This window comes from Mesorhizobium sp. WSM4847 (assembly GCF_055811335.1).
The window spans coordinates 12,392-36,146 of record NZ_JBVVPY010000008.1; the positions used below are offsets into that span (position 1 = coordinate 12,392).

Here is a 23,755-nt window from a genome sequence, read left to right on the forward strand (position 1 = left end):
GGGCAGCGCCGACCTGAGGTGATTGCCACGATGCCTAAGAGCAACGAAAAGTATAGCGGAATCCTACGCCGCGGCCAGCAGGCTGGCATTGCCGCCGGCAGCCGTGGTGTCGACGCAGACGGCGCGCTCATGCGCGTAGGCGGCCGGATTGAGCACTTCGCTGACCAGCGGCACGATCGCGCCGGCGCGGTCGGCGATCACCTTGCGCACGATGCGAGCGGCCTCGGGCGTGCCGGAAAAGGCAACGACGTCGACACGCAGCGCGCGTGCCTCGACCGGGTCGGGCCGGCCGTCAATGGCCGCCAGCGGCAGGCCTTTGCCGGTCAGTGATGACAGTGCTGCCGGCGCACCCGGCGCAACGGCCAGCACCGCATTGCCGGCGGCGAGCGCCTGGATGGTCTGGGCAAGCAGCGTGTCAGCGTCCGGTCCGAGGCAGAGCACGCGGCCGCGCGGCGACAGCGACAGCGTGTTGGCCTCGCCGGTCGGCCCGGGCAAATCGACCTGGCCGAAATCGATGCTTGCGGCAGCACCGATGGCCGCGGCACCCTTGCCGCGCAAATGCTTCCTCAGCACTGCCACCCGGTCCGCCCGCGTCGACCAGCCGCCAAGCGTCGGGTCCGGCAGATTGTCGGCAAGTTCGGTCGCCGTCACCTTGCGGCCGTCAAGAACAGGCGTGCCCGCCTGCGGCCCCTTGCGGAACCGCCTGAGATAGTGCGGCCCGCCGGCCTTCGGCCCGGTGCCGGAAAGTCCTTCGCCGCCGAACGGCTGCGAGCCGACCACGGCGCCGATCTGGTTGCGGTTGACATAGATGTTGCCGGCATGGATGCCGTCGACGAAATGCTGGGCGCGGCCTTCGATGCGGGTGTGCAGGCCGAAGGTCAGGCCATAACCCTTGCGGTTGATCGCGGCGATGACCCCGTCGATATCGTCGGCGTCGAAGCTGGCGACATGCAGCACCGGCCCGAACACCTCGCGCTCGATGTCCTCGATGCCCTTGACCCTAAACACATGCGGCGCCACGAAGCGGCCATCCTTCGGCGCTTCGAGCTTGGCGATCAGCCGGCCCTGCAGGCCCATCTCAGTGCAATAGTCGCGGATCGATTTTTGTGCCTCATCGTCGATGACTGGCCCGACATCGGTCGAGATCCGCCAGGGATCGCCGAGGCTGAGCGCTTCCATGGCGCCTTTCAGCATGTCCAGCATCTTCTTCTCGACGTCCTTCTGCACATAGAGCACGCGCAGCGCCGAGCAGCGCTGGCCGGCGCTCTGGAAGGCCGAGGCCAGGATGTCGCGCACCGCCTGCTCGGGCAGCGCAGTGGAATCGACGATCATCGCATTCAACCCGCCGGTCTCGGCGATCAGCATGGCGTCGGGCGCGGCAGTCTCGGCCAGCTGCTTTTCGATCAGCTTGGCGACGTCGGTCGAGCCGGTGAAGCAGACGCCGGCAATGCGCGGATCGGCGGTCAGCGGGCCGCCGACCGAGGGGCCGTCGCCGGGCAGAAGCTGGATGACGTCTTCCGGCACGCCGGCTTCGCGCAGCAATTCGACCGCGCGGAAGGCAATCAGCGGCGTTTGCTCGGCCGGCTTGGCGATGACCGAATTGCCGGTGACGAGTGCTGCCGCAATCTGGCCGGTGAAGATGGCGAGCGGAAAATTCCATGGCGAGATGCACGCGATCACGCCGCGCGCCTCGGTTCCCGTTTCGGCATTGGCCGCCTCGGTCGCGTAATAGCGCAGGAAATCGACCGCCTCGCGCACCTCAGCGACGCCGTCGGCCAGGGATTTGCCGGCCTCGCGTGTGGCGAGCGCGAAGAATTCGATGGCGTTGGCCTCATAGAGGTCGGCCGCGCGGTTGAGGATGGCGGCGCGCTCGGCGACGGCGCGCTTCGCCCAGGCCGGTTGCGCCTCCATGGCGATGCGCATGGCGGTCGCAACCTGTTTGGCGGTAGCCTCGCTGACCGTGCCGACCACTTCCTCGGGCTTTGCCGGATTGACCACCGGACCCTGATTCCCGTAGCCGGCGGCACGGGTGATCGGCCTGGCGTGCCAGCGGTCCGGCCCGGCGAATTCAGCCCTGGCCTTGTCGATCGCGGCCAGCGTCACCGGATCGGTGATGTCGAACCCCTTCGAATTGCGGCGGGCAGCACCGAAGATCGCCGACGGGCTGGGAATCGCCGGATTGGCGGCCGGACCCTGTTTCTCGACGGTTTCGAGCGGGTCGCGGGCAATATCCTCCGGCTCGACCTCCTCGTCGGTGAGTTGGTGGACGAAGGAGGAGTTGGCGCCGTTTTCGAGCAGCCGGCGGACCAGATAGGCAAGCAGGTCGGAATGCGCGCCGACCGGCGCATAGATGCGGCAGCGCGTGCCCTCGGCCCGCCGCACCGTCTCGTGCAGCGCCTCGCCCATGCCGTGCAGGCGCTGGAACTCGAAGGAGTCGCGATCGCCGGCCATCGACAGAACGGCGGCGACGGTGTGGGCGTTGTGGGTGGCGAATTGCGGATAGATGCGGTCGGTCATCGACAGCAGTTTTTTCGCGCAGGCCAGGTAGGACACATCGGTGTTGGCCTTGCGGGTGAACACCGGATAACCGTCGAGGCCGAGCGCCTGCGCCCGCTTGATCTCGGTGTCCCAATAGGCGCCCTTGACCAGCCGCACCATGATGGTGCGGTCGTGCTTCTTCGCCAGCGCATAGAGCCAGTCGATGACGAAGGCGGCGCGTGGACCATAGGCCTGGACGACGACGCCAAAGCCGTTCCAGCCGGCGAGCTCCGGCTCGGCCAGCACTCGCTCGATGATTTCGAGCGACAGGTCGAGGCGGTCGGCCTCCTCGGCGTCGATGTTGAGACCCATGCGCGAATGGCGCGCCGCCAGCGCCAGCGACAAAAGCCGCTCGGCCATCACAGGCAGCATCTTTTCCTTCTGCGTCGCCTCGTAGCGCGGATGCAGCGCCGACAGCTTGACCGAGATGCCGTGATTCTGGCGGATGTCGGGGCCGTTGGCGCCGGCGTCGAGCGACGAGATGGCGTCGGCATAGGCCTTGAGATAGCGCAGTGCGTCGGCCTCGGTGCGAGCTGCTTCGCCCAGCATGTCGAAGGAATAGAGATAGCCTTTCTGGGTCATCGGCCGGCCGCGCTTGACGGCCTCGGCAATGGTGCGGCCGAGCACGAACTGCTCGCCCATTTCGCGCATGGCGGCGGCGACCGCCCTGCGGATGACCGGCTCGCCCAGCCGGCGCACCATGGCGCGCAGCGTGCCTTCGATGCCGTCCTCGCCTTCGTCGAGCACCCGGCCGGTCAGCATCAGCGCCCAGGTCGACGCATTGACGAAGATCGAGCTCGAGCCGCCCGAATGCGCCGACCAGTCATGCGGCGCGATCTTGTCGGCGATGAGGTCGTCCATCGTCTCGGTGTCCGGCACGCGCAGCAGCGCTTCGGCCAGGCACATCAGCGCGACGCCCTCCTTGGTGGACAGGCCGTAAGCGGACAAAAACACTTCCATCAGCCGCGGATCGGACGAGCCGCGCACCGCCCGCACCAGATCGGCGGCGCGGGCCGAGATTGCCTTGCGCTCTTTCGTCGAAAGGCCCGTCGCCTCGGCCAACCGCTTCACGGCCTCGTCTTCGTCAGGCAAGTAATTGGCACGGATCTGCTGGCGGATGGCTTCGAGCGCTGGCATGACGGTCCTGTGGAGCGAGCATCAATGAGCGGTCCGGCGGTCACCGGACCGAATGACGCAAGCTAGCACAAAGCGTGGTTTCGGTCGGTCCAAAGAAGTCGACAGGAGAGGTCGATTGATCTATCATTCGGGCGGATTTCCTCCAATTTGACCAGATATTTGATGACAGAAGACCAATTGGACCGCATCAACAGGAACATCCTTTCGGCGCTGGGCAGCGACGGCCGGCTTTCGATGTCGAAACTCGCGGCAAAGGTCGGCCTGTCGAAGACGCCGGTGCAGGCGCGGGTCAAGCGGCTGGAAAAGGACGGCATCATCCGAGGCTACCAGGCGATCGTCGACCGTGAGCGGATGGGAGAAGGCCATGTCGCCTTCGTCCAGGTGAAACTGTCGGACACCCGCTCGGCCGCGCTCGACGCCTTCAACCGCGCCGTGCAGGCGGTGCCGGAGATCGAGCAATGCCACATGATGGCGTCGAGCTTCGACTATCTGCTGAAGGTCCGCACCACCGACATCGCCGCCTACCGCCGCGTGCTTGGCGAGCGCATCTCCGCTCTGCCCCACGTCGCCCAGACCTCGACCTTCGTGGCGATGGAGACGGTCAAGGACCGGTAGGCGTTCAATGAACTCGTCAGTTCATCCGGCTCGTTCAAGACGCTCCTGAATTTGCCCCTCGATTGCCCTCAGGAAATCGTCGGACGTCGATGTCCATCCAAAGAGTATCTGCATGAGCGTAATCGAGGCGTCATGGTTGCTCCTTGGGGAGTCCAACGCGATGGGCTCGCTCGTGCAATCCGTCAGCAGGATGCAGTGATAGTCCCTGAAAAAGGCGTCCCGAATTGTCGATTCCACACACACGCTGGTCGTGCATCCTGTCACGATGAGCTGTTTGATGCCTGCGGTCTTCAGAACAGCATCGAGTTCGGTCTCGTAGAAGCCGCTGAACCGGGTTTTGTAGAGGACAACATCCCCCGCCTCCGGCTTTAGGCCGCTGACGATATCCGTTCCCCAGGTGTCGCGGATCAGAATCCGGCTCTCGCTGCCATCCGGCGCTGTCATGTTCTCACCGACCCCAAAGATCTGGAGATGTCGGAGACGATTGGGGGCATCCGATGTCCCGAGATCCGAAAGGTCGGAATGATACCCCATCTTCAGATAAATGACGGGCAGTCTCAATTTGCGAGCGGCCGCTATTACGCTTGCAGTAGGGCCGACAGCCCGTTGAATCCCGGAGATATCGATGCCGGCTCTGTCGAACATCCCGCCTTTCGAGCCGAAGTCATTCTGCATGTCCACGACCAGAACCGCAGTCTTGGCGGGGTCAATTGAAACAGGTTGAAGCTTTGCGTCGATGACAAGTGGCTGCATATTTATCCTCCCACAGCCTGAGGTATCGCACTTTGCGCCTTGGTTATCATGATCAGCGACCCTACATCGTGTCAACAAAGGGGGCTACATCGGTGCTTGGCGGCCCAAGACAGTGGTCCGCTCTTGTCGAAAACAAACCCGGCTTCACTCCGCCAGCGTCTTCAAGAACGCCACCAGCGCCGCGCGCTCGCCGTCCGAAAGCTGCAGCGGGTGGATCTCGGATAAACCCTCGACACTGGCAGGCGCCTTCGAATAATGCGCCACAACCTCCTCGAGCGAGGAAAACTGCCCGGCATGCATGTAGGGCGCACGGGTGGCGGCGCCGCGCAGCGACGGCGTCTTGTAGGCGCGGACGAGTTCCGGCCCGGCCTTGACCATGAAGCGCAGCTCGCCGCAGGCGCTGGCGCCACCATCGCGAAACGCGCCGAAACAGTTGAACGGATCGGCCTCGACTTGGCGTACCGCGTCTATGCGGCCGCGATCCGGCGGCAGGTTCGCCACCGACGGCACGCCGGTGTTGTGAAAACCGCCGTCCGTAAAACGCGGCCCGTTATGGCAGGTCACGCAATTGGCCCTGCCGATGAACAGCTTTAGCCCGAGGATTTCTTCGGGCGACAAGGCATCGCCGCCTTGCGGCGCCTGTATACCGGTATCCAAAGCGGCGGCGAACCGGTCGAAGCGCGTCTGCGGTGGCGCGATCGATCGCTCGAAGGCGGCGATCGCCTTGCCGATATTGGCGAAGACGCGGTTGACGTCCTCGGCTTGCGCATCGGACATGGCATTCCAGGCAGCCTTCTCGGCATCGCCGCCGAGCGGACTGGCATTGGCCGGCACATTTGAAAGATCTGGCAGCGGCCCGAAGATGCGCTCGTAGCGCTCGCCGAATCGCGCCTTGATATAATGCGCGTAGGCGGCGCGGTTGCCGGCCTGCTCCAGCGGATTTTCCAGCGGCGCCAGCGCCTGCGCCCAGAGACTGTCGCGCCGCCCGTCCCAGAAGAACCATGCGTCATGTGCAACGCCGGCCAGCGGCATGGTGCGCCGGTTGGTGCGGCCGACACCGACCGCTCGCGGCAGATCGTCCTGGAACTGCCGGTCGATCTTGTGGCAGGTCGAGCAGGAAACCTTGCCGTCGCCGCTCATCCCGGGGTCGAAAAACAGCGTCGCGCCGAGCGCGGCGGCAGCCGGCACGTCGACGAAGCGGTTGGTGGTGTCGGTTTTCAGCGGCGGCAGGGCTGACAGCGCCAGCGAGGCGATGGTCTTCTTTTCGGCATCGGAAAACTCAGGCTTGCCGCAGCCGGCAAGCACAGCCATCGCCAGCAGCGCGAAAAGTCGCGGAAAGCGGTTCATCTTGCTCCAGCACTCAGAGCAACACATTGAAGACCACCGTGTCGGATCCGGCCGCCGCGGAAATGGCGAAATGCAGTTGCCACAATCCGCTCATTGTGAATTTCACCCCGCCGATGCGATAGCGGCCATCGCCCAGATAATCGGTCGCATGCGGGCTGGTTGGCAGACCGTGCCTGTGCTGCGGCATGCCGCCGGATATCGAGATCGCAGCGCCCTCCACCGGGGTGCCCGCATTTGTCTTCAGGGTCAGCAGCCAGGATTGCAGCTCGCCTTGACGGACAACGCCCCGCTCCGGCTCGAAACTGGCTACGAACAGGCCGTTCGCCGTCTCTTTCGAACGGGCAATCTCGGAGCCGGCGAGCCGAGGCGCTTGCGGCGCGGTCACATAGACGGCGGCGAGAATGCCGGCCAGCAAGGCAGCCAGACCAACACCTGCCAGAACGTTGCGCCATAACGATGCCAAACCGTTTCCTCTTCCGGATATAACGCCCGCTGGGTAGATTTGCGTCCCGCCGCTTAGTTGAGAAAACGCCGCTGGCGCAAAAATCCTCTGCCGCCAAGCATGGCGCTGCCGCTCGCAAAAAGCTACAGCACCGGGTCTTTGGTTTGTGCATGTCGTGATCCCAAAACCGCCGCGCAGGCTGTGGGCGACATGCACCAGGAGAGAGAGTACATGGCAGGAAACGGCGTCGCTTCGATCGGTGAATGCATGCTCGAGCTTTCAGGCCAAGCCGGGCCGAACTGGCGCATGGGCTTTGCCGGCGACACGTTCAATACGCTGTGGGCGCTGCATGCGCTGAGCGGTGACCGGCCAGCGACCTATGTGTCGGCGTTCGGCGACGACCCGTTCTCGCGCGACCAGAGCGATTTCTTCGCGCAAAACGGCATCGGCATCGGCGCCAGCCCGATTATACCAGGCGCCCGGCCTGGCCTCTATGCAATCACGCTGACCGGCGCCGAACGCTCCTTCACCTACTGGCGCGGCGACGCAGCCGCGAGACAGCTTGCATCCGACGCGGTCGCTTTGGCGAAAAATCTTGAAAATCAGGCGCTTGTTTACTTTTCCGGAATCACTTTGGCAATTCTGGACGACGCCGCGCGCAAGACACTTTTGGCGGCGGTGGCCAAGGCGCGCGCCGCCGGAACGCTTGTCGCCTTCGATCCCAATTATCGGCCGCGGCTGTGGCGCCGGCGCGAGGAAGCACAGACCGCGATCCTCGATGCGCTGGCAGTCTCTGACATCGCGCTGCCGACCTTTCCCGACGAGCAGATGCTGTTCGGCGACGCAGCGCCGCAGAAAACCGCGGAAAGGCTGCGAAAGCTGGTCGGCGAAGTCGTTGTCAAGAACGGCGAGGAGCCGGCGCTGATCGCCGCAGACGGCACCCTGCAACCGGTTCCGGCCGTGCATGTCGCCGCCCCCGTCGATACGACCGGCGCCGGCGATTCCTTCAATGGCGCCTATCTCGCCGCCCGGCTTGCCGGCGATGCTCCAACCGAGGCCGTGTTGCGCGCGCATCGCGTCGCCGCCGCCGTCGTCCAGGTGCGTGGCGCGCTGGCGCCATTCGAGACGTTAAGGGCAGCGTTCGGGGATTAGAACCGACAACCGCCGACAAGCTCGCAGCCCAGGCGCTCGCTATCCGCGCTTTTCGATGACGCCGTACAGGACGTTGCGGTTCTCGCCAAAGAACACCTGCGCCTCGACGGTGTTTCGATCGACGCTGGCATTGATGATGTTCCACATATCGGCCTCCGACCGCAGCAGCAACACCCAGTTCATGAACGTCTCCCAATACCCGGCGTCAGGGTTGCCTTCTGCGTAGTTCGCAAACAGGAAGGTCCCGTTCGGCTTCAACATCTGCAGGCAGGTTTTCGTGAGCTTCACGGCGACGTTGTGCGCAAGGTAGTCGTAAAGGCCGGAGGCGTAGATGAAGTCGAACTTGCCAAGCTTGTGGCCCCGCGTGAGCACGGTTCGCACCGAGCCGTCGATGGCCTCTACCGCAGTGCCCTGGAAGTCGCGCGTGATCAATCCAACGCTCTGAGGGTCCTGATCGAGTGCAACCCAGCGTTTGAGACGGCCCTCCTGTAATGCGGCCGAGCGATTGGCCTCCCTTAAATGGCCGGCCGCAATCGCCAGGACCTCGGTTTGCGGTCCATTCCTGGTCGCAATCTTATCGACATAGCGGGTCAAAAGATCACGCCGTTCCCGTGCCGCGATGGACGACGGCACATCCTTGGTATGCATGTAGAGCGCCTTGCCGATCTCCGAGGCGTTTGCCACGCTCTCCGCCACGTGCGGATCGCAATAGATGTAGTCGAGCAACTGCGCGTCGCCGGAATAACCTCTGGGCTTGTCATGGGACCACCGCGTGAGCGGATCCTCAAGAAAGTACTCCAGGACCGGGTGGTTCTGCACCACCGGTATCAATGCCTGCCAGACGTCGGGATGAACCTTGGAACGCGTCGCGCTGAGGTACGACGTCACACGACGAATGATCTCGGCGGGGTCCTTTCGTTGCTCGATTTGCTGGTGTGTGGTGTGGAGAATGAGCGCAAGCTCGACGCGAGCGGTTTCGAACGCTTCGCTATGAGGCTCGAGCTTTTTTTGAGGGAGACTGGCGGCGATCATCTGGGCAGTAATCAAACTTTTGCCATCGAGGATGGTTGCCACCGCAGAACTCCATAATCACATTTAACTAGATATCGTTACATATTGCGTAAAATTTTATCTTTGCCAAGACACATGTCAGGCATTTTAGCGGTGTCGTTAAATTCCCGCCAACCATGCTGGTTTTTTGGACGCCTTGCGGGTCGGATTCCAGATACGAGTTAACCCAAACCTATATGCGCGACTGCATATTGCTTGCGAGGCGCCGCAATTCGCTGTCGCGCCTGAGGAGTCGGCCGGCGTGGGGGTAGAAGCTAGAAATGAGTTCGGCATACAAAGCCCCGTTCAAATGGGGCTTAGGGTGACGAACGAATACGCGTCATCCGCATTGGCCGATATGGCCCATGCGGAACCGCTTGAGCGGCGCTACGAGCGACGGTCCGACGAACTCCGCAGCCTCTACTGGGAGGAAGGCCAGGCGAAGCGAAGGATGGACGCCAGGCCGGGGCTTTGGATCGCCGTCGCCATCTATCTCATGTTTTCGGCAACGGATCTGCTGCTGATTCCGGATGTGGCACTCTATACGATCACGGCGCGCTTCGCGGTCGGAGTGACTGCGCTGTTGACCCTGGAAGCACAACTTCGCCGGGGGGTCGGAACGGAATGGATTGACGTGACTTGCGCCGCAGCCATCATCTTTGGCTATATCGGTTGGTTGTCCCCAGCGGTTATGGCCGCGGACAAGGAAAGCGTCTCTTATTATATGGTCTTCGGTACTATCTTCATGATGGGCGCCAATCTTTTCTTCACATTCAGGTTTAATCTATCCATCGTAACTTCTGCTATAATTTTGTGTGTACTATACACCGTGAACTATTTCGTACCTTCTACGCTAACATACAAAATAGTACTAGGAATTTTTTATATTTCGTGCTTCATATTCACGTCGTATGTAAACTGGAGGTTAAACGAGGAACGTTACAACGTCTTCCTGAACGCCTTGGAAGCTAAAATCCAGCACAAGGAGGCCACCGAGCGCGGACAGGCGCTCTTGAATCTGTCGAGAACCGATCCGCTTACCGGTCTGGAGAATCGGCGTGCGATCGACGAGAAGCTGCGCGACTACTGGAGCGACTGGCAAAGGCATGGCAGCGGTTTTGTGGCGATCCTCATCGACGTGGACTTCTTCAAAAGGTTCAACGACTACTACGGACATCAGGAAGGCGATCGCTGCCTGATACTTGTCGCCAATGCCCTTGCCGAAATGATCAAGCAGCACAATGGCTCAATCGGCCGCTACGGCGGGGAAGAATTCATTGTCCTGGCTCGCATGGAGAAAAGGGAACAGGTCGCAGGTCTTGCCGAAGCCATTCGAAGCACGGTGGAGAACCTCGCGCTTCCCCACCAGCAGCGCAGAGACGGCACCTCGGTGGTGACGGTGAGCGTCGGCGCTGCCTTCACCAGGGCGCAGACTGGCGCCAAGCTGGAGAAGATCGTCCACGAGGCCGATCGTGCGCTCTATCTGGCGAAAGCAGGCGGTCGCAATTGTACCTGGCTGTTCGATCCAAACGATCCCCAGAGCAGCGACGAGAGCGAGAACATTGCGGCTTTGCTGAAGATCGCGATCGGCCAGGATCTCGTTTCACTCGTCTACCAGCCGATCCAGAACGTGGCGTCTGGCCGGGTTGAAGCCGTCGAGGCTCTGATGCGCCTCAAAATGCTGGACGGTACATCGGTTCCGCCGAGCCTGTTCATTCCTGTTGCGGAACGAACCGGCGCGGTCCTGGAGCTCGGGCGCTGGGCCATAAGGACAGTGTGCACCGAGCTCTTGGCGGACGATCACGTCCGTGTCGTCAGCGTCAACGTCTCTCCAATTCAGCTCAAGACGCCCGGCTTCGCAGCTTCGGTTGCGACGATTTTGAGCGAGACCGGCGTCGCCGGCAGCAGGCTGGCCCTCGAAATCACCGAAGGGCTGGAGATGGAGATGCACTCCGACGTTCTGCGCTGCATCAGCGACCTGAAGCTGCTGGGGGTCAGGGTATGGCTTGACGACTTCGGGACGGGCTTCGCGGGCCTCTCATGGCTTCGTCTCATCGATTTCGATATGGTGAAGATCGACCGCTCGTTCCTGCATGACTGCGGCACCCCAAGGGGCAAGGCGATGCTGCAAGACATCATTGCCCTGGTGCGAAATCGCGGCCATAAAATCCTGGTCGAAGGGGTGGAAACCGACGAGCAGCTGGCCCTGATCCGCGAATTCGACATCGATAAGATCCAGGGCTTTCACGTCGGCCGACCTGCTCCCGCCGCCAATTTCCGCACGAAACCGGCCGCTTACAAACGCACATTGTCGATCGTCAAGTCCGCATGAGTAGCGGCGGCGCGATCTGAGCCTCTCAGGCCAACCGTCGCCGCCCGTCGATCGCACCCGAACAGGTCTGGCTCATTGCTTCGTGCTCGCCTTCCGGAACGCCGCCTCTCCGGCCTCCGACACCTCGGCCCACTTCTTGTCGGCTGCCGGATCCGCGGCGTAGCTGTCGTGCCAGTTCCACCATTTGTAGGCCGGGGTCTGGGGATAGCCCTCGGGCGAGTCCTCCCAGGAGGCGATGGAGCCTGGCTTTCAGGCGGTCGTCGACTGCATGCTCGGGGCCGGCTTGACGCGGGGAGATCTGCTGTTCGCCCGCTGCGCCGCCGCCGCGAACTGGCCGAACAACTGGCGATCATCGCCATCGGTTCGCGCGGCGATACCAAGGAAATCAGAAAACAGATCAAGCAGCTGTCGAGGGACTAGGGTCAAAACTCAATCAGCCGGTGATCGACAATGACCGGGATGGAAGGCGGCCCGTCGTTGGACGTTCCCCACCACGACAGATACGCGCTCCGGCATCTCTTTAGGGCAGCCATAGCCGCACTTCCACCCATCGCTTACCTCATGCGGGCATCAAATCGATGACCCGCATGATCGCGACCGCAGTGCTCGTGTTCTGGGTGCCTTCTGTAGTAGCGCCTTTAGCGCAGGCCCAAACATCGCCCTTCTTGACTGTGAACTTTTCTTTATTGTGAACGACCGAAAGTTCTCCCTCAGTCATGTGGCAGAGCATGTCGTTCGTCATCATGTTGTCCGGCGTCTTCGCCCCGGGTTGGATAACAACGTCGCGTAGCATGACCGTTTTATAAGCTGGTATGACCGAAGCCCGCTCACCAAGCGCTACAACTCTGACACCGGGGCCGATCTCCTTGCCCTCATCGGGGCCGTAAGTCTGTGCGGCTGCTGGGGTCGCCTACGCGATCAGTGGCGTCGCGGCTACTGTAAGACCGAGTGCAAATGTGGATCTACGATTGACGGCTTCCATTGCTTCCTCCCTATCAAAAGTTGGTCGGAAAGGTAGGCCAACAAGTCAAGGATGAGCCGTTGCGGCCCAAAGTCAACTGATCTTCCGTTGGGTTTTGAGCCTAGGGCCGGATGGATAACTGCCTGACGACACGAGGAACTCGGAGTGCGAATTGCTCTTGCCGTGACAGCGGTGCGTGACGCTAGTAACCCGGCTTAACCCACTGCATCGTCGGCCGCTTCTTCATCTCCTTGGGCGCCTCGCCGGCATGCTGGAGGCCCTTCCACAGCCGCTTCCAACTCAGTGAAGGCGGCGCGGCTCCCGCAAAAGGAAACGCCGAGGTCGAGGCGCAGCTCGCAATTGCACGCTCCATGATCCGCGCCGGCCGGCCACTCTAGAATCATAACTAGCGGACTTCGCGTCTTAGGCTACTCGGAACCGCTTAATGCCGCCGCGGTCCAGAAGCCAGCGCAATGGCACCAAAGGCGGTTATAATCTCACGCCAGACCATTTCCGGAACCTAGTCAGACATTCCAAGGCAGCCTGCAACAAATCGCCTCGCGTCGGCATCCGTTTGCGGCGGTCATGGTTCACCTGCGACCGAATCTGGACACGGCGCAGAGCCAGGACTACTGTCTACCCAATGAGCAGGTTCGTCCGCATCCTCGCAGTCGTCTTCCTCACGGCCTTCGCCCTCGGCACGGCGGCGCATGCCGCGGCTTTGACGGACATGTCCCTGAAGATGTCGATGGCTGAGATGGACGGCGACATGCCCGACTGCCAGGACTGTCCCGGCGATGACGGCCAGACGTCGGCATGCGACCAGTTCTGCGTTACCTCGCTTGTCGCGATCTGCACGCCTGCCGCGGCCGAGCTGCCGCATTTCGCCGGTATCGTATCCTTGCCTCCCGGAGAACCGTCCGACGGCCGCACCGGTCCGCCTGAGCCCTATCCTCCCCGAACCACCTTCCTGAGCTGACACGGCCGCGGCATCCGCTCGCGACCGACCCGTCGACGCGCCCGGCTACGTCCGCGCGTCAAAAAAGCCTATTCCGGAATGGTTGATCCAATGCCCTATCCACGTGTGCCGGCGCTGACGCGTCGAATCTTCCTCGCATCGGCCGCCGCCGTTTCGGCGGGCGTGGTGCTTCCACCGCGATCCGACGCCGCAGGCCTTCGCGAGTTCCGGATCCGCGCCGGACCGGGACGCGCCCAGATCGCGCCAGAGCCGCATGGCGATACCCCCATCTGGTGCTATGACGGCAGCCTGCCCGGTCCGGAAATTCGCATCCGCCAGGGAGAACGCCTGCGGGTGGCGGTCGAGAACAAACTCAACGAAGAGACGACGGTGCACTGGCACGGTTTGCGAGTCCCGAACGCGATGGACGGCGTGCCGCACCTCACGCAGGCGCCGATCTGGCCCGGCGAGACCTTTGCCTACGAGTTCGATGCCGTCGACGCAGGCACCTTCTGGTACCATCCGCACCATCGCAGTTTCGAGCAGGTCGGCAGAGGCCTCTACGGCTCGCTGATCGTGGAGGAAGCCGATCCCATCCGGGTCGACCGCGAAGTCACATGGGTGCTGTCCGACTGGCGGCTGACCAAAACCGCCGAGATGCGGGAAGACTTCGGCAACCGCCATGACATGATGCACAACGGCCGGGTCGGAAACACGGTCACGATCAATGGCCGCGTGCCCGATGTCTTTCAAGTGCGAAAGGGAGAACGCATCCGGCTGCGGCTGATCAACGCCGCCAACGCCCGCATTTTCGGCCTCGACTTCGGGAACCATCAGCCTGCCGTCATTGCGCTGGACGGGCAGCCCGTCGAGCCGCATGCGTTGGAGGGCGGGCTCGTCGTGCTGGGGCCTGCGATGCGCGCCGACATCATCCTCGACATGACGGCTGACGCCGGAAGCCGGGTTTCCGTGATCGACCGCTTCTACGAGGGCCTCGAATACCGCCTGGTCGATCTCGCCTACGGCGATGAACCGCTCAGGGACAAGGCTCCGGACTGGCCCGTCGTCCTGCCGCCGAACCCGCTGCCGGAGCCGGACCTCGCGACGGCCGTCCGTCACAAGGTGACGTTCAACGGCGGCATGATGGGCGCCATGGTCATGCAGGAAATGGGCGGCAGCATGGGCGACACCGGCGAGGATTCCTCCGGCGCGATGGGCGGCATGATGGGCAACATGGGCGGCATGATGAACATGATGCATTCCGGCGGCATCTGGTTCATCAACGGAGTCGCCGCCGAAGGGCACATCATGGATCCCATGCTGACGCTGGCTCGGGACAAGAGCCATGTGATCGCGATGACCAACGCGACAGCCTGGCATCACCCGATCCACCTGCACGGCCATTCCTTCCGGGTGATTTCCCGGAACGGCAAGTCGACCCGTCACCGCGAGTGGCAGGACACGGTGCTCATGTCGCCGCGCGAGCGGGTGGAGATCGCCTTCGTCGCCGACAATCCCGGCGACTGGATGCTCCACTGCCACATCCTTGAACACCAGGCCGCCGGGATGATGGGCGTCTTCCGCGTCGCCTGACCAATTCTCGAAAGGAGAACCGAAAATGCGTACTATCCTGAATGCCGTCGCCCTCGCTTCCTTCGTCTGGGCTGCCGTCCCGGCGCTCGCGGGCGAGAAGGACGTCACCCTCTACAAGAACCCGCAGTGCGGCTGCTGCGAAGGCTATGCCGAGTACCTGCGGGAGAACGGCTTCACCGTCACCAGCAAGGCCACCCACGACCTCGCCGAGATGAGCCGCGAGGCAGGCATCGCAGACGAATTCCAGGGCTGCCACCTGTCATTCGTGGACGGCTACGTCGTCAGCGGCCACGTCCCCGTCGGCACGGTCAAGAAGCTGCTCACGGAGCGGCCCGACATCAAGGGCGTGACGCTGCCCGGCATGCCAATGGGCTCGCCGGGAATGAGCGGCACCAAGGAAGCGCCGTTCGAGATGCTGGAGATCACCAAGTCTGGCAGCGTGGGCGGCGTATACGCGCGGGAATAGGCCTGCAACGAGACGCGGAAAAGGAGCCGACAACGATGGACGGCGGAATGATGGAAGGCATGGGCGGCATGATGCTGGGCATGGGTGTGGGCTGGCTCCTGCTCGCAGTTGCGCTCGTTCTCGCGGTCGCGACCTTGGTGAAGTACCTGTTCTTCAGCGGCCGCAAATGAGCAGGCAGGCTGTTATCCTCGGCTTCGCGGCGCTCTTGGGAGTTGCCGCCCTCGCCTTGATCTGGTCGTTCGGAGCAAGCGAGGCCGCGGCAATTGCGCGGGGACGGCAGCTCTATTCCGCGAACTGCGCCTCCTGCCACGGGGCCAGCCTCGAAGGCCAGCCTGACTGGAAGAGGCAGCTTCCCTCGGGACGCATGCCCGCCCCGCCGCACGATGCGTCCGGGCACACCTGGCACCACCCGGACGGGGTGCTGTTCCGGATCACCAAAGAGGGTCCAGCCGCCGTGGTGGGCAACGGGTACGCTAGCGACATGCCGGGATTCGAGGACATTTTGAGCGACGAGGAGATCCGCGCCGTTCTCGCCTTCATCAAGAGCACATGGCCGGAGCGGGAGCGCGCCTACCAGTCGGAGATGAGCCGCCGCGAGCAGGAGAAGACGCAGTGAAGACGATCCTGTCGGCGCTGATACTTGCCGTCGTTGTGGCCGTGGGCAACGCGCACGCGCAGGAACCGACAGTGATGCCGCTGCACGAGGAGCCGCAGCCCTTGCCCGAGCTCATCCTCGCCGACGAGGCGGGAGAGCCGCAATCTCTCGAAGATTGGCGCGGCAAGATGGTGCTGCTCAACGTCTGGGCGACCTGGTGTGCGCCCTGCCGGGCCGAAATGCCCACGCTCAACCGCCTTCAGGGGCGGCTCGGCGGCGAGGGATTCGATGTCGTCGCCCTTTCGGTGGACCGAGCGGGAGCCGGCGCAGTCCGGAAGTTCTTCGACGAGATCGGGGTCAAACTCCCCGTCTTCATCGACCAGGACGTGACTGCGATCCGCGCGTTGGGACTGTTCGGCCTGCCAGCCACGCTTCTGATCGGCCCCGACGGAAACGAGCTCGCGCGACTCGCCGGACCCGCCGAATGGGACACCCCCGAGATGGTTTCCTTCTTCGAAGGGATCATCGTACGAGAACTCGACCAAACCGGAGAACGGAGATGAACAGAAAAACACTTCTCGCCGCGATGGCCGTCACGTCTGTCCTCGCGCTTCCCGCATTTGCCCATCATCCGGGCGCCGATCTCGACAGGCTTATGGGCAGCGAGGAGAAATATTTCCAGGCGATCGACGCTCCCGCAGCGCCGGGGTTCGATCTGGCCGACGACGAAGGCAATCCGGTCCGCCTCTCGGATTTCGCCGACAAGGTCGTTGTACTCAATTTCGTGTTCGCGAGTTGCACCGACGTCTGCCCGCTGCACTCCGACCTGATCGCCCGCGTCCAGGCGATGGTCAACGAAACGCCCATGAAGGACGTGGTGCAGTTCCTGACGGTGACGACAGACCCGAAGTCAGACACGCCCGAGGTCATGAAGGGATACGGCGAAGCGCACGGGCTCGACCCGCGCAACTGGACCTTCCTGACCACCCGCGAAGGGCAGGCGGAGGATGCGACGCGCAAGCTGTCCGAGCAATACAACGTCCGTTTCGATCCGCTCGAAGGCGGCCAGCAGATGCATGGCTTGGTGACGCACGCGATCGACCGCGGCGGGCGCTTCGCGGCCAAGTTCCACGGCCTCAGGTTCGATCCGCTGAACCTGGTCATGTACGTCAATGGGCTGACGAACAGCGTGAATCGGCCGTGATCAATTGACTTGATCCAGCACTACCGCCGGACGCCCTCCGAGGTTGTCCGGTTGGGGGAACAACACGGCAACAGCGCAGGGATCGCTCATGAGCCGCCGCGCCAGCGCCGCTGGGAACAGGATTCCTGCGTTTCGACGCCGCCGCCGTCGATCTCAGCGGATCAGGTCTGGCTCATTGCTTCGTGCTCGCCTCCCGGAACGCCGCCTCTCCGGCCTCCGACACCTCGGCCCACCTCTTGTCGGCTGCCGGATCCGCGGCGTAGCTGTCGTGCCAGTTCCACCATTTGTAGGCTGGGGTCTGGGGATAGCCTTCGGGCGAGTCCTCCCAGACCTCCTGCCGGCCCAGCGGCGTGATGTCGAGATAGTTCCAGGTGCCGCCCATCTGCTCGTCGCCGCGGTTGTTGATGAAGTAGGTGCGGAACACGCGGTCGCCGTCGCGGATGAACACGTTGTGGCCGTGCCACTCGTCGACGCCGAAATCCGCGTCGAAGCTGTCGGTGAGGGTGAACCATGGTATCTCCCAGCCCATCCGCGCCTTCAACCGCGCGATATCCGCCTGCGGCGCACGCGAGACAAAGACGAGAGTGGTGTCACGGGCGTTCAGATGGGCGAGGTGGGCGACCTGGTCGGCCACCATGGAGCAGCCGCGGCAGGCATGGTCGGGCCAGCCGAACACTCCCGGCTCGAAGAAGGCGCGGTAGACGATCAGCTGACGCCGACCGTCGAACAGGTCGAGCAGGGTCACCTTCCCGTCGGGCCCCTCGAACGCATAATTCTTCTCCACCGCCATCCACGGCATCCGTCGCCGCTCGGCGGCCAGCGCGTCACGGGCGCGGGTCTGGGCCTTTTCCTTCACGAGCAGCTGCTCGTGGGCCGCTTCCCACTCCTGCGGCGACACCACCGGTGGTGTGCGCATGGCAGTCTGTCCGCTTTTCCGTTCGCTCTTGGCTGCTGAAGTCATGGCTTCCTCCTGATCTGGGCGAATTCGCGCGTCGCTGAAGCACGGGTCATTCGCTGCTCATCGCTGGTTGTTGGGCCTAAAATAGTTTGGCACCGGAAAACGACCAGTGAGAGTAACAAGTGTGACGCTATTCCGGGCGCCGCCGTTTGCGACTCTCGCCGACAAGGCGCGCCCTTCCCATGCTTCGGTGACTGCTGCCATCTTTCCGCTCATGCCTTCATCGGCCGGCCTTTCGGCAAGATGAAGCGGTTGGTCGTGTTGGAGGGGAACGGAACTGCCGCAACTTGCCTGATCGGTTTCCCCCTTCGCCACGCGTAGGATCCGCTGTTCCAGCCGCCGCCGACTCGATTTGCAAATCGGCGCAAAAGCTCCCAATCTGGTCGCCGCCGCAGCAATGCTTGATACTTGTTAGACGGCGAAACAATGGGAGGAAATTCGCACATGAAAAACACCTGTGTCCGTCTGGCGGCAACGGCAGTAATGCTCGTCTGTGCCGCCAGTTCGGCTTACGCCGACAGCCTCACCCTCTATTGCTCCGCCGACGAGGCCTGGTGCCAGCAAATCAAGACTAGCTTCGAGGAAAAGACCGGCATCACTGTCGATATGACCCGCAAGAGCTCAGGCGAGACATACGCCCAGGTGCGTGCCGAGGCCGGAAACCCAAAGGGCGACGTTTGGTGGGGCGGCACCGGCGATCCTCATCTTCAGGCCGCCGAGGAAGGACTGACCGAGGAGTATATGTCCCCGATGCGCGGCGAACTGCACGATTGGGCGATCAAGCAGGCGGAAGCCGCCAACAACAAGACGATCGGCGTTTACTCCGGTGCGCTCGGCTTCGGCTACAACAAGGATCTGTTGGCCAAGGGCAACCTGCCGGAGCCGAAATGCTGGGCTGATCTGACCAAGCCGGAATACAAGGGCCACATCCAGATGGCCAACCCGAACTCATCGGGCACCGCCTATACAATGCTCGCGACGATGGTTCAGCTGATGGGCGAGGACAAGGGTTTTGAGTACCTGAAGGCGCTCCACGCCAACATCAACCAGTACACCAAGTCCGGCTCCGCTCCGATTAAGGCCGCGGGTCTCGGCGAAACGACCATCGGCATCGTTTTCATGCATGATGCGGTGGCGCAGACGGCAGCCGGCTTCCCGATCGTCACGGTGGCGCCTTGCGAAGGCACCGGCTATGAGATCGGCTCGATGTCGCTGATCAAGGGCGCCCGCAACCCGGAAGCGGCGAAGCAGTTCTACGACTGGGCGCTGACCGCCGAGATGCAGTCGAAGGCCAAGGACGTGAAGTCGTTCCAGTTGCCGTCGAACAAAAACGCCACCGCGTCCGAATTGTCGCCCGACCTGTCGACCATCAAGCTCATCGACTACGATTTCAAGAAGTATGGATCGAGCGCCGAGCGCAAGCGCCTGCTGCAGAAGTGGGATACGGAGGTCTCGACTCTGCCGCAGTGATCATGCGCGTCCGCACTGCCACGAGCGCGCTTCACCCGACCGTCGTCCTGTGGACGGCGGTCGGCTTGCTCGGCTATGCGCTGCTGCCTTGGTACGGGTTGGAAAGCAACCTCTTCACCTTGTCCTGGCTGTTGGACGGCTATCCGCTTGACGATGACGTCGCGCCGGCGCTTTTCCTTGTGCTGCAAGGCGAGAAACTCTGGCTCGCCCCCCTCGGGCCGCTGCTTGTCGCGCCGCTCCTGCTATGGGGGCGCCGGAAGTCCGATCCTTTCTTTGGCTATTTGCTGATCGCCGTCGGCGCGACCGGCGTCGCCTACTTCCTGCTTCAAGGATTCGGCATTGGTCTGCGCGGCTTCCAGTGGCAATGGCTGACCTTGCTCTTTGGCGAGCTTGACGACCGCCAGTTTGGCATGGGCTGGGGAGCACTGCTGGTAAGCGGCGCGTTCCTGTTCCTGTTCACCCTGGGGCTTGCGGCGCGCGGCGCGGTGGCCGGCGACGAATTCGTCGTCGGCTCGATCGGCTTCGTCGTCTCCATGGTCGCCATCTTTATCTTCATGCCGATCGGTCAAATGCTGGGGAGCGCGCTGCTCACACAGGAGGGCGACTATTCGCTTCCCGTCTTTCTCGCGAAACTCTCCAGCGACCGGCTCTGGAGCCTCGGCTGCCTCACCGGTGGCCCGCGCTGCGGCGTCGCCTGGAATTCGCTCCTTCTCGCCGTGCTCGTCGGCGTAACGACCACCGCGCTCGGCCTTGTCTTTGCCCTGGTGGTGACCCGTACCGGCTTTCGTTACGGCGCGCTGTTGCGCGCGCTGACCGTGCTGCCGATCATCACACCACCCTTCGTCATCGGCCTCGCCATCATCCTTCTGTTCGGCCTCTCGGGCGCCATCAATCTGGGTTTCGCCGAGCTGATCGGCGTCCAACCGACGCGATGGGTCTACGGCCTGCCTGGCCTGCTGATCGCCCAGGTGCTCGCTTTCACGCCGATCGCTTTTCTGGTGATGATCGGTGTGGTCGAGGGTGTCAGCCCATCCATGGAGGAGGCCGCGCAGACCCTGCGCGCCAATCGCTGGCAGACATTCATCACCGTCTCCCTGCCGTTGATGCGACCGGGTCTGGCCAATGCCTTTCTGCTCGGCTTTATCGAGAGCATGGCTGATTTCGGCAATCCGCTGGTGCTCGGCGGCACTTTCGATGTGCTGTCCACCGAGATCTTCTTCGCCATCGTCGGCGCGCAATACGACCAGGCGCAGGCGGCGATCCTCGCGCTCGTGCTCCTGTTCTTCACGCTCGGGGCATTCTACGCCCAGCGATTCTGGCTTGGGAAGAAGTCTTACACGACCGTCTCCGGCAAAGGCGACGCCGGCGTTCACTCGCATCTGCCGGCAAAATTGCGCAACGTCGTCTTCGCGGTCGCCGCCGTCTGGACGCTGTTTACCTTGCTGATTTACGTGACGATCTTCTACGGCAGCTTCGTCAAGCTGTGGGGGGTGGATTTCTCTCTGACTTTTGAACACTACGTGACGGCGTTCTCCATCGGCTGGAACGAGTTCGGCATCCACTGGCGCGGCTCGGCCTGGAGTTCTTTTTGGACGACCATGGAAATAGCGATGATCTCCGCGCCGCTGACCGCGGCCATCGGACTCTTGACCGCCTATTTGCTGGTCCGCCAGAATTTTGCCGGCAAGGACACCTTCGAATTCGCGACGATGCTGTCCTTCGCCATTCCCGGCACCGTGATCGGCGTCTCCTACGTGATTGCGTTCAATGTGCCGCCGATCGAGCTCACCGGCACGGGCATTATCCTGGTGCTCTCCTTCATCTTCCGCAACATGCCGGTTGGGGTCCGCGCCGGTGTCGCGTCGATGTCGCAGATCGACCGCAGCCTCGACGAGTCGTCCCTCACTCTGGGAGCCAACTCCTGGCAGACCTTCCGCAAAGTGGTGCTGCCGCTGCTGCGGCCGGCCATCCTTGCCGCGCTGGTCTATTCCTTCGTTCGCGCCATGACCGCCATCAGCGCCATCATCTTCTTGGTCAGCGCCCAGTATGACATGTCGACCAGCTATATCGTCGGCCGCGTCGAGAATAACGAATATGGCGTCGCCATCGCTTATTCCGCCGTCCTTATCGGCGTCATGCTGGCGGTGATCGGTCTGATGCAGCTTGCCGTTGGCAGCCGCATGATCGGCCGGCGCGGTCTCGACGGCGATCTGGCGCAGTCGCGCACCAATGTCAGCCAGGCGGTCGTGGCGCGTCCACAGCCGGCGATCTCGGGAGGCGGATGATGGCCGAAATTCGCGGCAATGCCGCCTCAGTCGAATTCAGGAATGTCACCAAGATCTACGGCAAGAGCAAGGCGCCCGCCGTCAACGACATCTCGCTGTTCATCGAGGCCGGGAAGCTGGTCACCCTGCTTGGACCGTCGGGCTGCGGCAAGACGACCACCTTGCGCATGATAGCCGGACTGGAAATGGTAACGAGCGGCCAGATCCTGATCGGGGGCGCCGACGTCACCCGGCTGCCGGCTACCGATCGTGATGTCTCCATGGTGTTTCAATCCTACGCGCTTTTCCCGCACATGACCGTGACCCAGAACGTCGAATACGGCCTGGGCTTTTCCGGATTCGGCAGGAAGGAGAAGGCCGAGAGGGCCAGAGCCGGGCTTGAACTGGTCGGCCTCTCCAATTTCGGCGAGCGCCTGCCGAGCCAGCTTTCGGGCGGACAGCAACAGCGTGTCGCGGTGGCGCGGGCGCTGGTCCTGGAGCCGCAGGTGCTGCTCTTCGACGAGCCTTTGTCGAACCTGGATGCGAAGCTCCGCCGGCGCGTGCGCGAGGAAATCCGCGAGATTCAGCAGAAACTCGGCCTGACGGTCGTCTATGTCACCCACGACCAGGAGGAAGCGCTCGCCGTCTCCGATCGCATCATTGTCATGAACAATGCGGTGATTGCCCAAGACGGCACGCCACGCGACCTCTACGAGCAGCCCGCGAATGCTTTCGTGGCCGACTTCATCGGCGAAGCCAACATGTTCCAATGCGAGGTCGTGTCGGTCGAGGGCGACAGCGCCACCGTGCATCTGGGACCTGCGGTGCTGAAGCTGCCGGCTCGCGGCCGCAAACTGGGGCCGGCCATGCTGGCGGCGCGACCGAGCCGCCTTGAGATTGGCGAGCCGAATGCGCCTGGCGCCTTGCCCGGGACGCTTGAAAAAGTGACCTATGTCGGCAGCCACCTCGAGTTCGTAATTGCCACGCAATTCGGCGAAGTCTTCGTGGTCTCGCCGGATGTCGATAGCGCGTTTCGAGCGGGGCAGCCGGTGAGCATCGGCTTTCCCGAACGCGGACCCGTGCTGATCACAGACTGAACGCCTCTTTGCAGAGCGCGTGGACCTTGTCGAACACGCCCTTGCCGCCCGCGATGACCAGTGTTCCTTCCTCGAGAACCGTTTTCGGGTCGGGCGTGACGACCGACCCGCCAGCCTCTTCGACCAGAAGCATGCCGGCGAGGCAGTCCCAAGCATTCATATGCTCCTCGACATAGGCGAGCAGCCTGCCCGAGGCGACGTAGGCAAGCATAAGCGCACCGGATGCATTGCGGAAAAACACGCCGCCCTCCTGAAGCAGGAGATCGATCAGCTTGGCGACGGTGCGCGCTTCACGACGATTGGAGAAGCCGGTTCCGACCGAGCCTTGCGTCAGGCTCGTCGTCGGGCTTGTCTTGATGGGCCGGCCGTTGAGGAAAGCGCCACCGCCGCGGCGTCCATAAAATGTCTCGCCGGTAGAGGGTTCATGGATAACGCCCACGACCGCCACACCCTCCTTGACGCAGGCGATGACGACGGTCCAGGCCGGGATGCCGCGCAGAAAGTTGGCAGTGCCGTCGATTGGATCTATCACCCATGTGTAACCCGATCCGCCGGCGAGTGCGGCGTGTTCCTCTCCGATAACACCGTCTTCAGGATATTGCGCCGCAAGCTCCCGGCGGATGAACGTCTCGACATTCCGGTCGGCCTCGGAGACCAGGTCCTGATGACCCTTGCTCTCGATTGTGAGTGTCTCCAGTTGTCGGAAATATTGCAGGCCGAGTTCGCCGCCGCGCCGCGCCAGCGCAGTCGCAAACAGCATCCGATCGTTATCGTCACCATTCACGCAGTCAATTCCGTCATTGTTTCTGCTTCCATTCGTTCC

At 62.8% G+C, this 23,755-nt stretch carries 22 protein-coding genes and 1 pseudogene; 13 read left to right on the top strand and 10 right to left on the bottom strand.

Features of this window, described 5'->3' with window-relative positions; genetic code table 11:
- Positions 1 to 63 precede the first annotated feature (63 nt).
- Complete coding sequence (putA, locus tag AC0L28_RS13365; RefSeq protein ID WP_473477977.1) at positions 64 to 3,675, bottom strand: bifunctional proline dehydrogenase/L-glutamate gamma-semialdehyde dehydrogenase PutA; 3,612 nt, start codon at positions 3,673 to 3,675, stop codon at positions 64 to 66.
- Between the two features lie 162 nt (positions 3,676 to 3,837).
- Here putA and AC0L28_RS13370 point away from each other — a divergent pair, with 162 nt between their 5' ends.
- The gene (locus AC0L28_RS13370; RefSeq protein WP_473477980.1) at positions 3,838 to 4,290 is read left to right on the top strand and encodes an Lrp/AsnC family transcriptional regulator; all 453 of its coding nucleotides are present in this window, start codon (positions 3,838 to 3,840) and stop codon (positions 4,288 to 4,290) included.
- Positions 4,291 to 4,311: 21 nt separating this feature from the next.
- Here AC0L28_RS13370 and AC0L28_RS13375 read toward each other — a convergent pair whose 3' ends face one another.
- From AC0L28_RS13375 to AC0L28_RS13385, 3 genes are all read right to left on the bottom strand, one after another.
- Positions 4,312 to 5,043: a cysteine hydrolase family protein gene (locus AC0L28_RS13375; protein WP_473477982.1), complete on the bottom strand. Its 732-nt coding sequence runs from the start codon at positions 5,041 to 5,043 to the stop codon at positions 4,312 to 4,314.
- 144 nt (positions 5,044 to 5,187) lie between these two features.
- Positions 5,188 to 6,390 carry a cytochrome-c peroxidase gene (locus AC0L28_RS13380; RefSeq protein ID WP_473477984.1) on the bottom strand — a complete coding sequence of 401 codons (1,203 nt, stop codon included), beginning with the start codon at positions 6,388 to 6,390 and terminating at the stop codon, positions 5,188 to 5,190.
- A 13-nt stretch (positions 6,391 to 6,403) separates the two neighbouring features.
- Positions 6,404 to 6,853 carry a FixH family protein gene (locus tag AC0L28_RS13385; protein WP_023803581.1) on the bottom strand — a complete coding sequence of 150 codons (450 nt, stop codon included), beginning with the start codon at positions 6,851 to 6,853 and terminating at the stop codon, positions 6,404 to 6,406.
- Positions 6,854 to 7,063: 210 nt separating this feature from the next.
- Between AC0L28_RS13385 and AC0L28_RS13390 the strand changes: the two genes are divergently transcribed.
- Positions 7,064 to 7,984: a sugar kinase gene (locus tag AC0L28_RS13390; RefSeq protein WP_473477985.1), complete on the top strand. Its 921-nt coding sequence runs from the start codon at positions 7,064 to 7,066 to the stop codon at positions 7,982 to 7,984.
- Positions 7,985 to 8,023: 39 nt separating this feature from the next.
- Here AC0L28_RS13390 and AC0L28_RS13395 read toward each other — a convergent pair whose 3' ends face one another.
- On the bottom strand, positions 8,024 to 9,058 hold the full coding sequence (locus tag AC0L28_RS13395; protein ID WP_473477987.1) for a class I SAM-dependent methyltransferase: 1,035 nt from the start codon (positions 9,056 to 9,058) through the stop codon (positions 8,024 to 8,026).
- A 286-nt stretch (positions 9,059 to 9,344) separates the two neighbouring features.
- Between AC0L28_RS13395 and AC0L28_RS13400 the strand changes: the two genes are divergently transcribed.
- On the top strand, positions 9,345 to 11,366 hold the full coding sequence (locus AC0L28_RS13400) for a putative bifunctional diguanylate cyclase/phosphodiesterase (protein ID WP_128167248.1): 2,022 nt from the start codon (positions 9,345 to 9,347) through the stop codon (positions 11,364 to 11,366).
- Between the two features lie 72 nt (positions 11,367 to 11,438).
- On the opposite strand, the pseudogene AC0L28_RS13405 reads toward AC0L28_RS13400, so the two are convergent.
- The 3 genes and pseudogenes from AC0L28_RS13405 to AC0L28_RS13415 all read right to left on the bottom strand — a co-directional run.
- Positions 11,439 to 11,594, bottom strand: a pseudogene (locus tag AC0L28_RS13405) (DUF899 domain-containing protein); the annotation flags it as partial.
- A 331-nt stretch (positions 11,595 to 11,925) separates the two neighbouring features.
- On the bottom strand, positions 11,926 to 12,228 hold the full coding sequence (locus AC0L28_RS13410; RefSeq protein ID WP_473478245.1) for a hypothetical protein: 303 nt from the start codon (positions 12,226 to 12,228) through the stop codon (positions 11,926 to 11,928).
- A 301-nt stretch (positions 12,229 to 12,529) separates the two neighbouring features.
- Entirely contained in the window at positions 12,530 to 12,700 is a 171-nt protein-coding gene (locus AC0L28_RS13415) for a hypothetical protein (RefSeq protein ID WP_473477990.1), read from the bottom strand.
- Positions 12,701 to 12,970: 270 nt separating this feature from the next.
- Here AC0L28_RS13415 and AC0L28_RS13420 point away from each other — a divergent pair, with 270 nt between their 5' ends.
- The 7 genes from AC0L28_RS13420 (at position 12,971) to AC0L28_RS13450 (ending at position 17,143) form a co-directional block, all read left to right on the top strand.
- Entirely contained in the window at positions 12,971 to 13,306 is a 336-nt protein-coding gene (locus AC0L28_RS13420; RefSeq protein ID WP_473477993.1) for a hypothetical protein, read from the top strand.
- Between the two features lie 90 nt (positions 13,307 to 13,396).
- Complete coding sequence (locus tag AC0L28_RS13425) at positions 13,397 to 14,878, top strand: multicopper oxidase family protein (RefSeq protein WP_128166791.1); 1,482 nt, start codon at positions 13,397 to 13,399, stop codon at positions 14,876 to 14,878.
- Positions 14,879 to 14,903: 25 nt separating this feature from the next.
- Positions 14,904 to 15,344, top strand: coding sequence for a DUF411 domain-containing protein (locus AC0L28_RS13430; RefSeq protein ID WP_023803572.1), 441 nt, complete (start codon positions 14,904 to 14,906; stop codon positions 15,342 to 15,344).
- 35 nt (positions 15,345 to 15,379) lie between these two features.
- Positions 15,380 to 15,514 carry a hypothetical protein gene (locus AC0L28_RS13435; protein ID WP_023803571.1) on the top strand — a complete coding sequence of 45 codons (135 nt, stop codon included), beginning with the start codon at positions 15,380 to 15,382 and terminating at the stop codon, positions 15,512 to 15,514.
- A complete protein-coding gene (locus AC0L28_RS13440) occupies positions 15,511 to 15,960 on the top strand; it encodes a c-type cytochrome (RefSeq protein WP_023803570.1) in 450 nt (149 codons plus the stop codon). Before AC0L28_RS13435 ends, AC0L28_RS13440 begins: the two co-directional genes overlap by 4 nt.
- Entirely contained in the window at positions 15,957 to 16,502 is a 546-nt protein-coding gene (locus tag AC0L28_RS13445) for a TlpA family protein disulfide reductase (protein WP_287257866.1), read from the top strand. The genes AC0L28_RS13440 and AC0L28_RS13445 overlap by 4 nt, the downstream gene beginning before the upstream one ends.
- Positions 16,499 to 17,143: an SCO family protein gene (locus AC0L28_RS13450; protein ID WP_287257864.1), complete on the top strand. Its 645-nt coding sequence runs from the start codon at positions 16,499 to 16,501 to the stop codon at positions 17,141 to 17,143. Before AC0L28_RS13445 ends, AC0L28_RS13450 begins: the two co-directional genes overlap by 4 nt.
- Before the next feature lie 172 nt (positions 17,144 to 17,315).
- Here the strand turns inward: AC0L28_RS13450 and AC0L28_RS13455 are convergent, their stop codons facing one another.
- Complete coding sequence (locus AC0L28_RS13455) at positions 17,316 to 18,104, bottom strand: DUF899 domain-containing protein (protein ID WP_287257862.1); 789 nt, start codon at positions 18,102 to 18,104, stop codon at positions 17,316 to 17,318.
- 480 nt (positions 18,105 to 18,584) lie between these two features.
- Between AC0L28_RS13455 and AC0L28_RS13460 the strand changes: the two genes are divergently transcribed.
- Genes AC0L28_RS13460 through AC0L28_RS13470 form a run of 3 tightly spaced genes read left to right on the top strand, consistent with a single transcriptional unit; the run spans position 18,585 to position 22,932 of the window.
- Positions 18,585 to 19,571, top strand: coding sequence for an ABC transporter substrate-binding protein (locus AC0L28_RS13460; RefSeq protein ID WP_441338737.1), 987 nt, complete (start codon positions 18,585 to 18,587; stop codon positions 19,569 to 19,571).
- 2 nt (positions 19,572 to 19,573) lie between these two features.
- The gene (locus AC0L28_RS13465; RefSeq protein WP_287257859.1) at positions 19,574 to 21,856 is read left to right on the top strand and encodes an ABC transporter permease; all 2,283 of its coding nucleotides are present in this window, start codon (positions 19,574 to 19,576) and stop codon (positions 21,854 to 21,856) included.
- Complete coding sequence (locus AC0L28_RS13470; RefSeq protein WP_287257857.1) at positions 21,856 to 22,932, top strand: ABC transporter ATP-binding protein; 1,077 nt, start codon at positions 21,856 to 21,858, stop codon at positions 22,930 to 22,932. The genes AC0L28_RS13465 and AC0L28_RS13470 overlap by 1 nt, the downstream gene beginning before the upstream one ends.
- Here the strand turns inward: AC0L28_RS13470 and AC0L28_RS13475 are convergent.
- Positions 22,922 to 23,692 carry an inositol monophosphatase family protein gene (locus AC0L28_RS13475; protein ID WP_023803562.1) on the bottom strand — a complete coding sequence of 257 codons (771 nt, stop codon included), beginning with the start codon at positions 23,690 to 23,692 and terminating at the stop codon, positions 22,922 to 22,924. The genes AC0L28_RS13470 and AC0L28_RS13475 overlap by 11 nt on opposite strands.
- Positions 23,693 to 23,755 lie beyond the last annotated feature (63 nt).

Excerpts from the sequence above, each read along its gene's own strand:
- putA (WP_473477977.1), bottom strand. The coding sequence starts at position 3,675 with ATGCCAGCGCTCGAAGCCATCCGCCAGCAGATCCGTGCCAATTACTTG.
- AC0L28_RS13370 (WP_473477980.1), top strand. The coding sequence starts at position 3,838 with ATGACAGAAGACCAATTGGACCGCATCAACAGGAACATCCTTTCGGCG.
- AC0L28_RS13375 (WP_473477982.1), bottom strand. The coding sequence starts at position 5,043 with ATGCAGCCACTTGTCATCGACGCAAAGCTTCAACCTGTTTCAATTGAC.
- AC0L28_RS13380 (WP_473477984.1), bottom strand. The coding sequence starts at position 6,390 with ATGAACCGCTTTCCGCGACTTTTCGCGCTGCTGGCGATGGCTGTGCTT.
- AC0L28_RS13390 (WP_473477985.1), top strand. The coding sequence starts at position 7,064 with ATGGCAGGAAACGGCGTCGCTTCGATCGGTGAATGCATGCTCGAGCTT.
- AC0L28_RS13400 (WP_128167248.1), top strand. The coding sequence starts at position 9,345 with ATGGGGCTTAGGGTGACGAACGAATACGCGTCATCCGCATTGGCCGAT.
- AC0L28_RS13415 (WP_473477990.1), bottom strand. The coding sequence starts at position 12,700 with ATGGAGCGTGCAATTGCGAGCTGCGCCTCGACCTCGGCGTTTCCTTTT.
- AC0L28_RS13420 (WP_473477993.1), top strand. The coding sequence starts at position 12,971 with ATGAGCAGGTTCGTCCGCATCCTCGCAGTCGTCTTCCTCACGGCCTTC.
- AC0L28_RS13425 (WP_128166791.1), top strand. The coding sequence starts at position 13,397 with ATGCCCTATCCACGTGTGCCGGCGCTGACGCGTCGAATCTTCCTCGCA.
- AC0L28_RS13430 (WP_023803572.1), top strand. The coding sequence starts at position 14,904 with ATGCGTACTATCCTGAATGCCGTCGCCCTCGCTTCCTTCGTCTGGGCT.
- AC0L28_RS13435 (WP_023803571.1), top strand. The coding sequence starts at position 15,380 with ATGGACGGCGGAATGATGGAAGGCATGGGCGGCATGATGCTGGGCATG.
- AC0L28_RS13440 (WP_023803570.1), top strand. The coding sequence starts at position 15,511 with ATGAGCAGGCAGGCTGTTATCCTCGGCTTCGCGGCGCTCTTGGGAGTT.
- AC0L28_RS13450 (WP_287257864.1), top strand. The coding sequence starts at position 16,499 with ATGAACAGAAAAACACTTCTCGCCGCGATGGCCGTCACGTCTGTCCTC.
- AC0L28_RS13455 (WP_287257862.1), bottom strand. The coding sequence starts at position 18,104 with ATGACTTCAGCAGCCAAGAGCGAACGGAAAAGCGGACAGACTGCCATG.
- AC0L28_RS13460 (WP_441338737.1), top strand. The coding sequence starts at position 18,585 with ATGCTCGTCTGTGCCGCCAGTTCGGCTTACGCCGACAGCCTCACCCTC.
- AC0L28_RS13465 (WP_287257859.1), top strand. The coding sequence starts at position 19,574 with ATGCGCGTCCGCACTGCCACGAGCGCGCTTCACCCGACCGTCGTCCTG.
- AC0L28_RS13470 (WP_287257857.1), top strand. The coding sequence starts at position 21,856 with ATGGCCGAAATTCGCGGCAATGCCGCCTCAGTCGAATTCAGGAATGTC.
- AC0L28_RS13475 (WP_023803562.1), bottom strand. The coding sequence starts at position 23,692 with ATGCTGTTTGCGACTGCGCTGGCGCGGCGCGGCGGCGAACTCGGCCTG.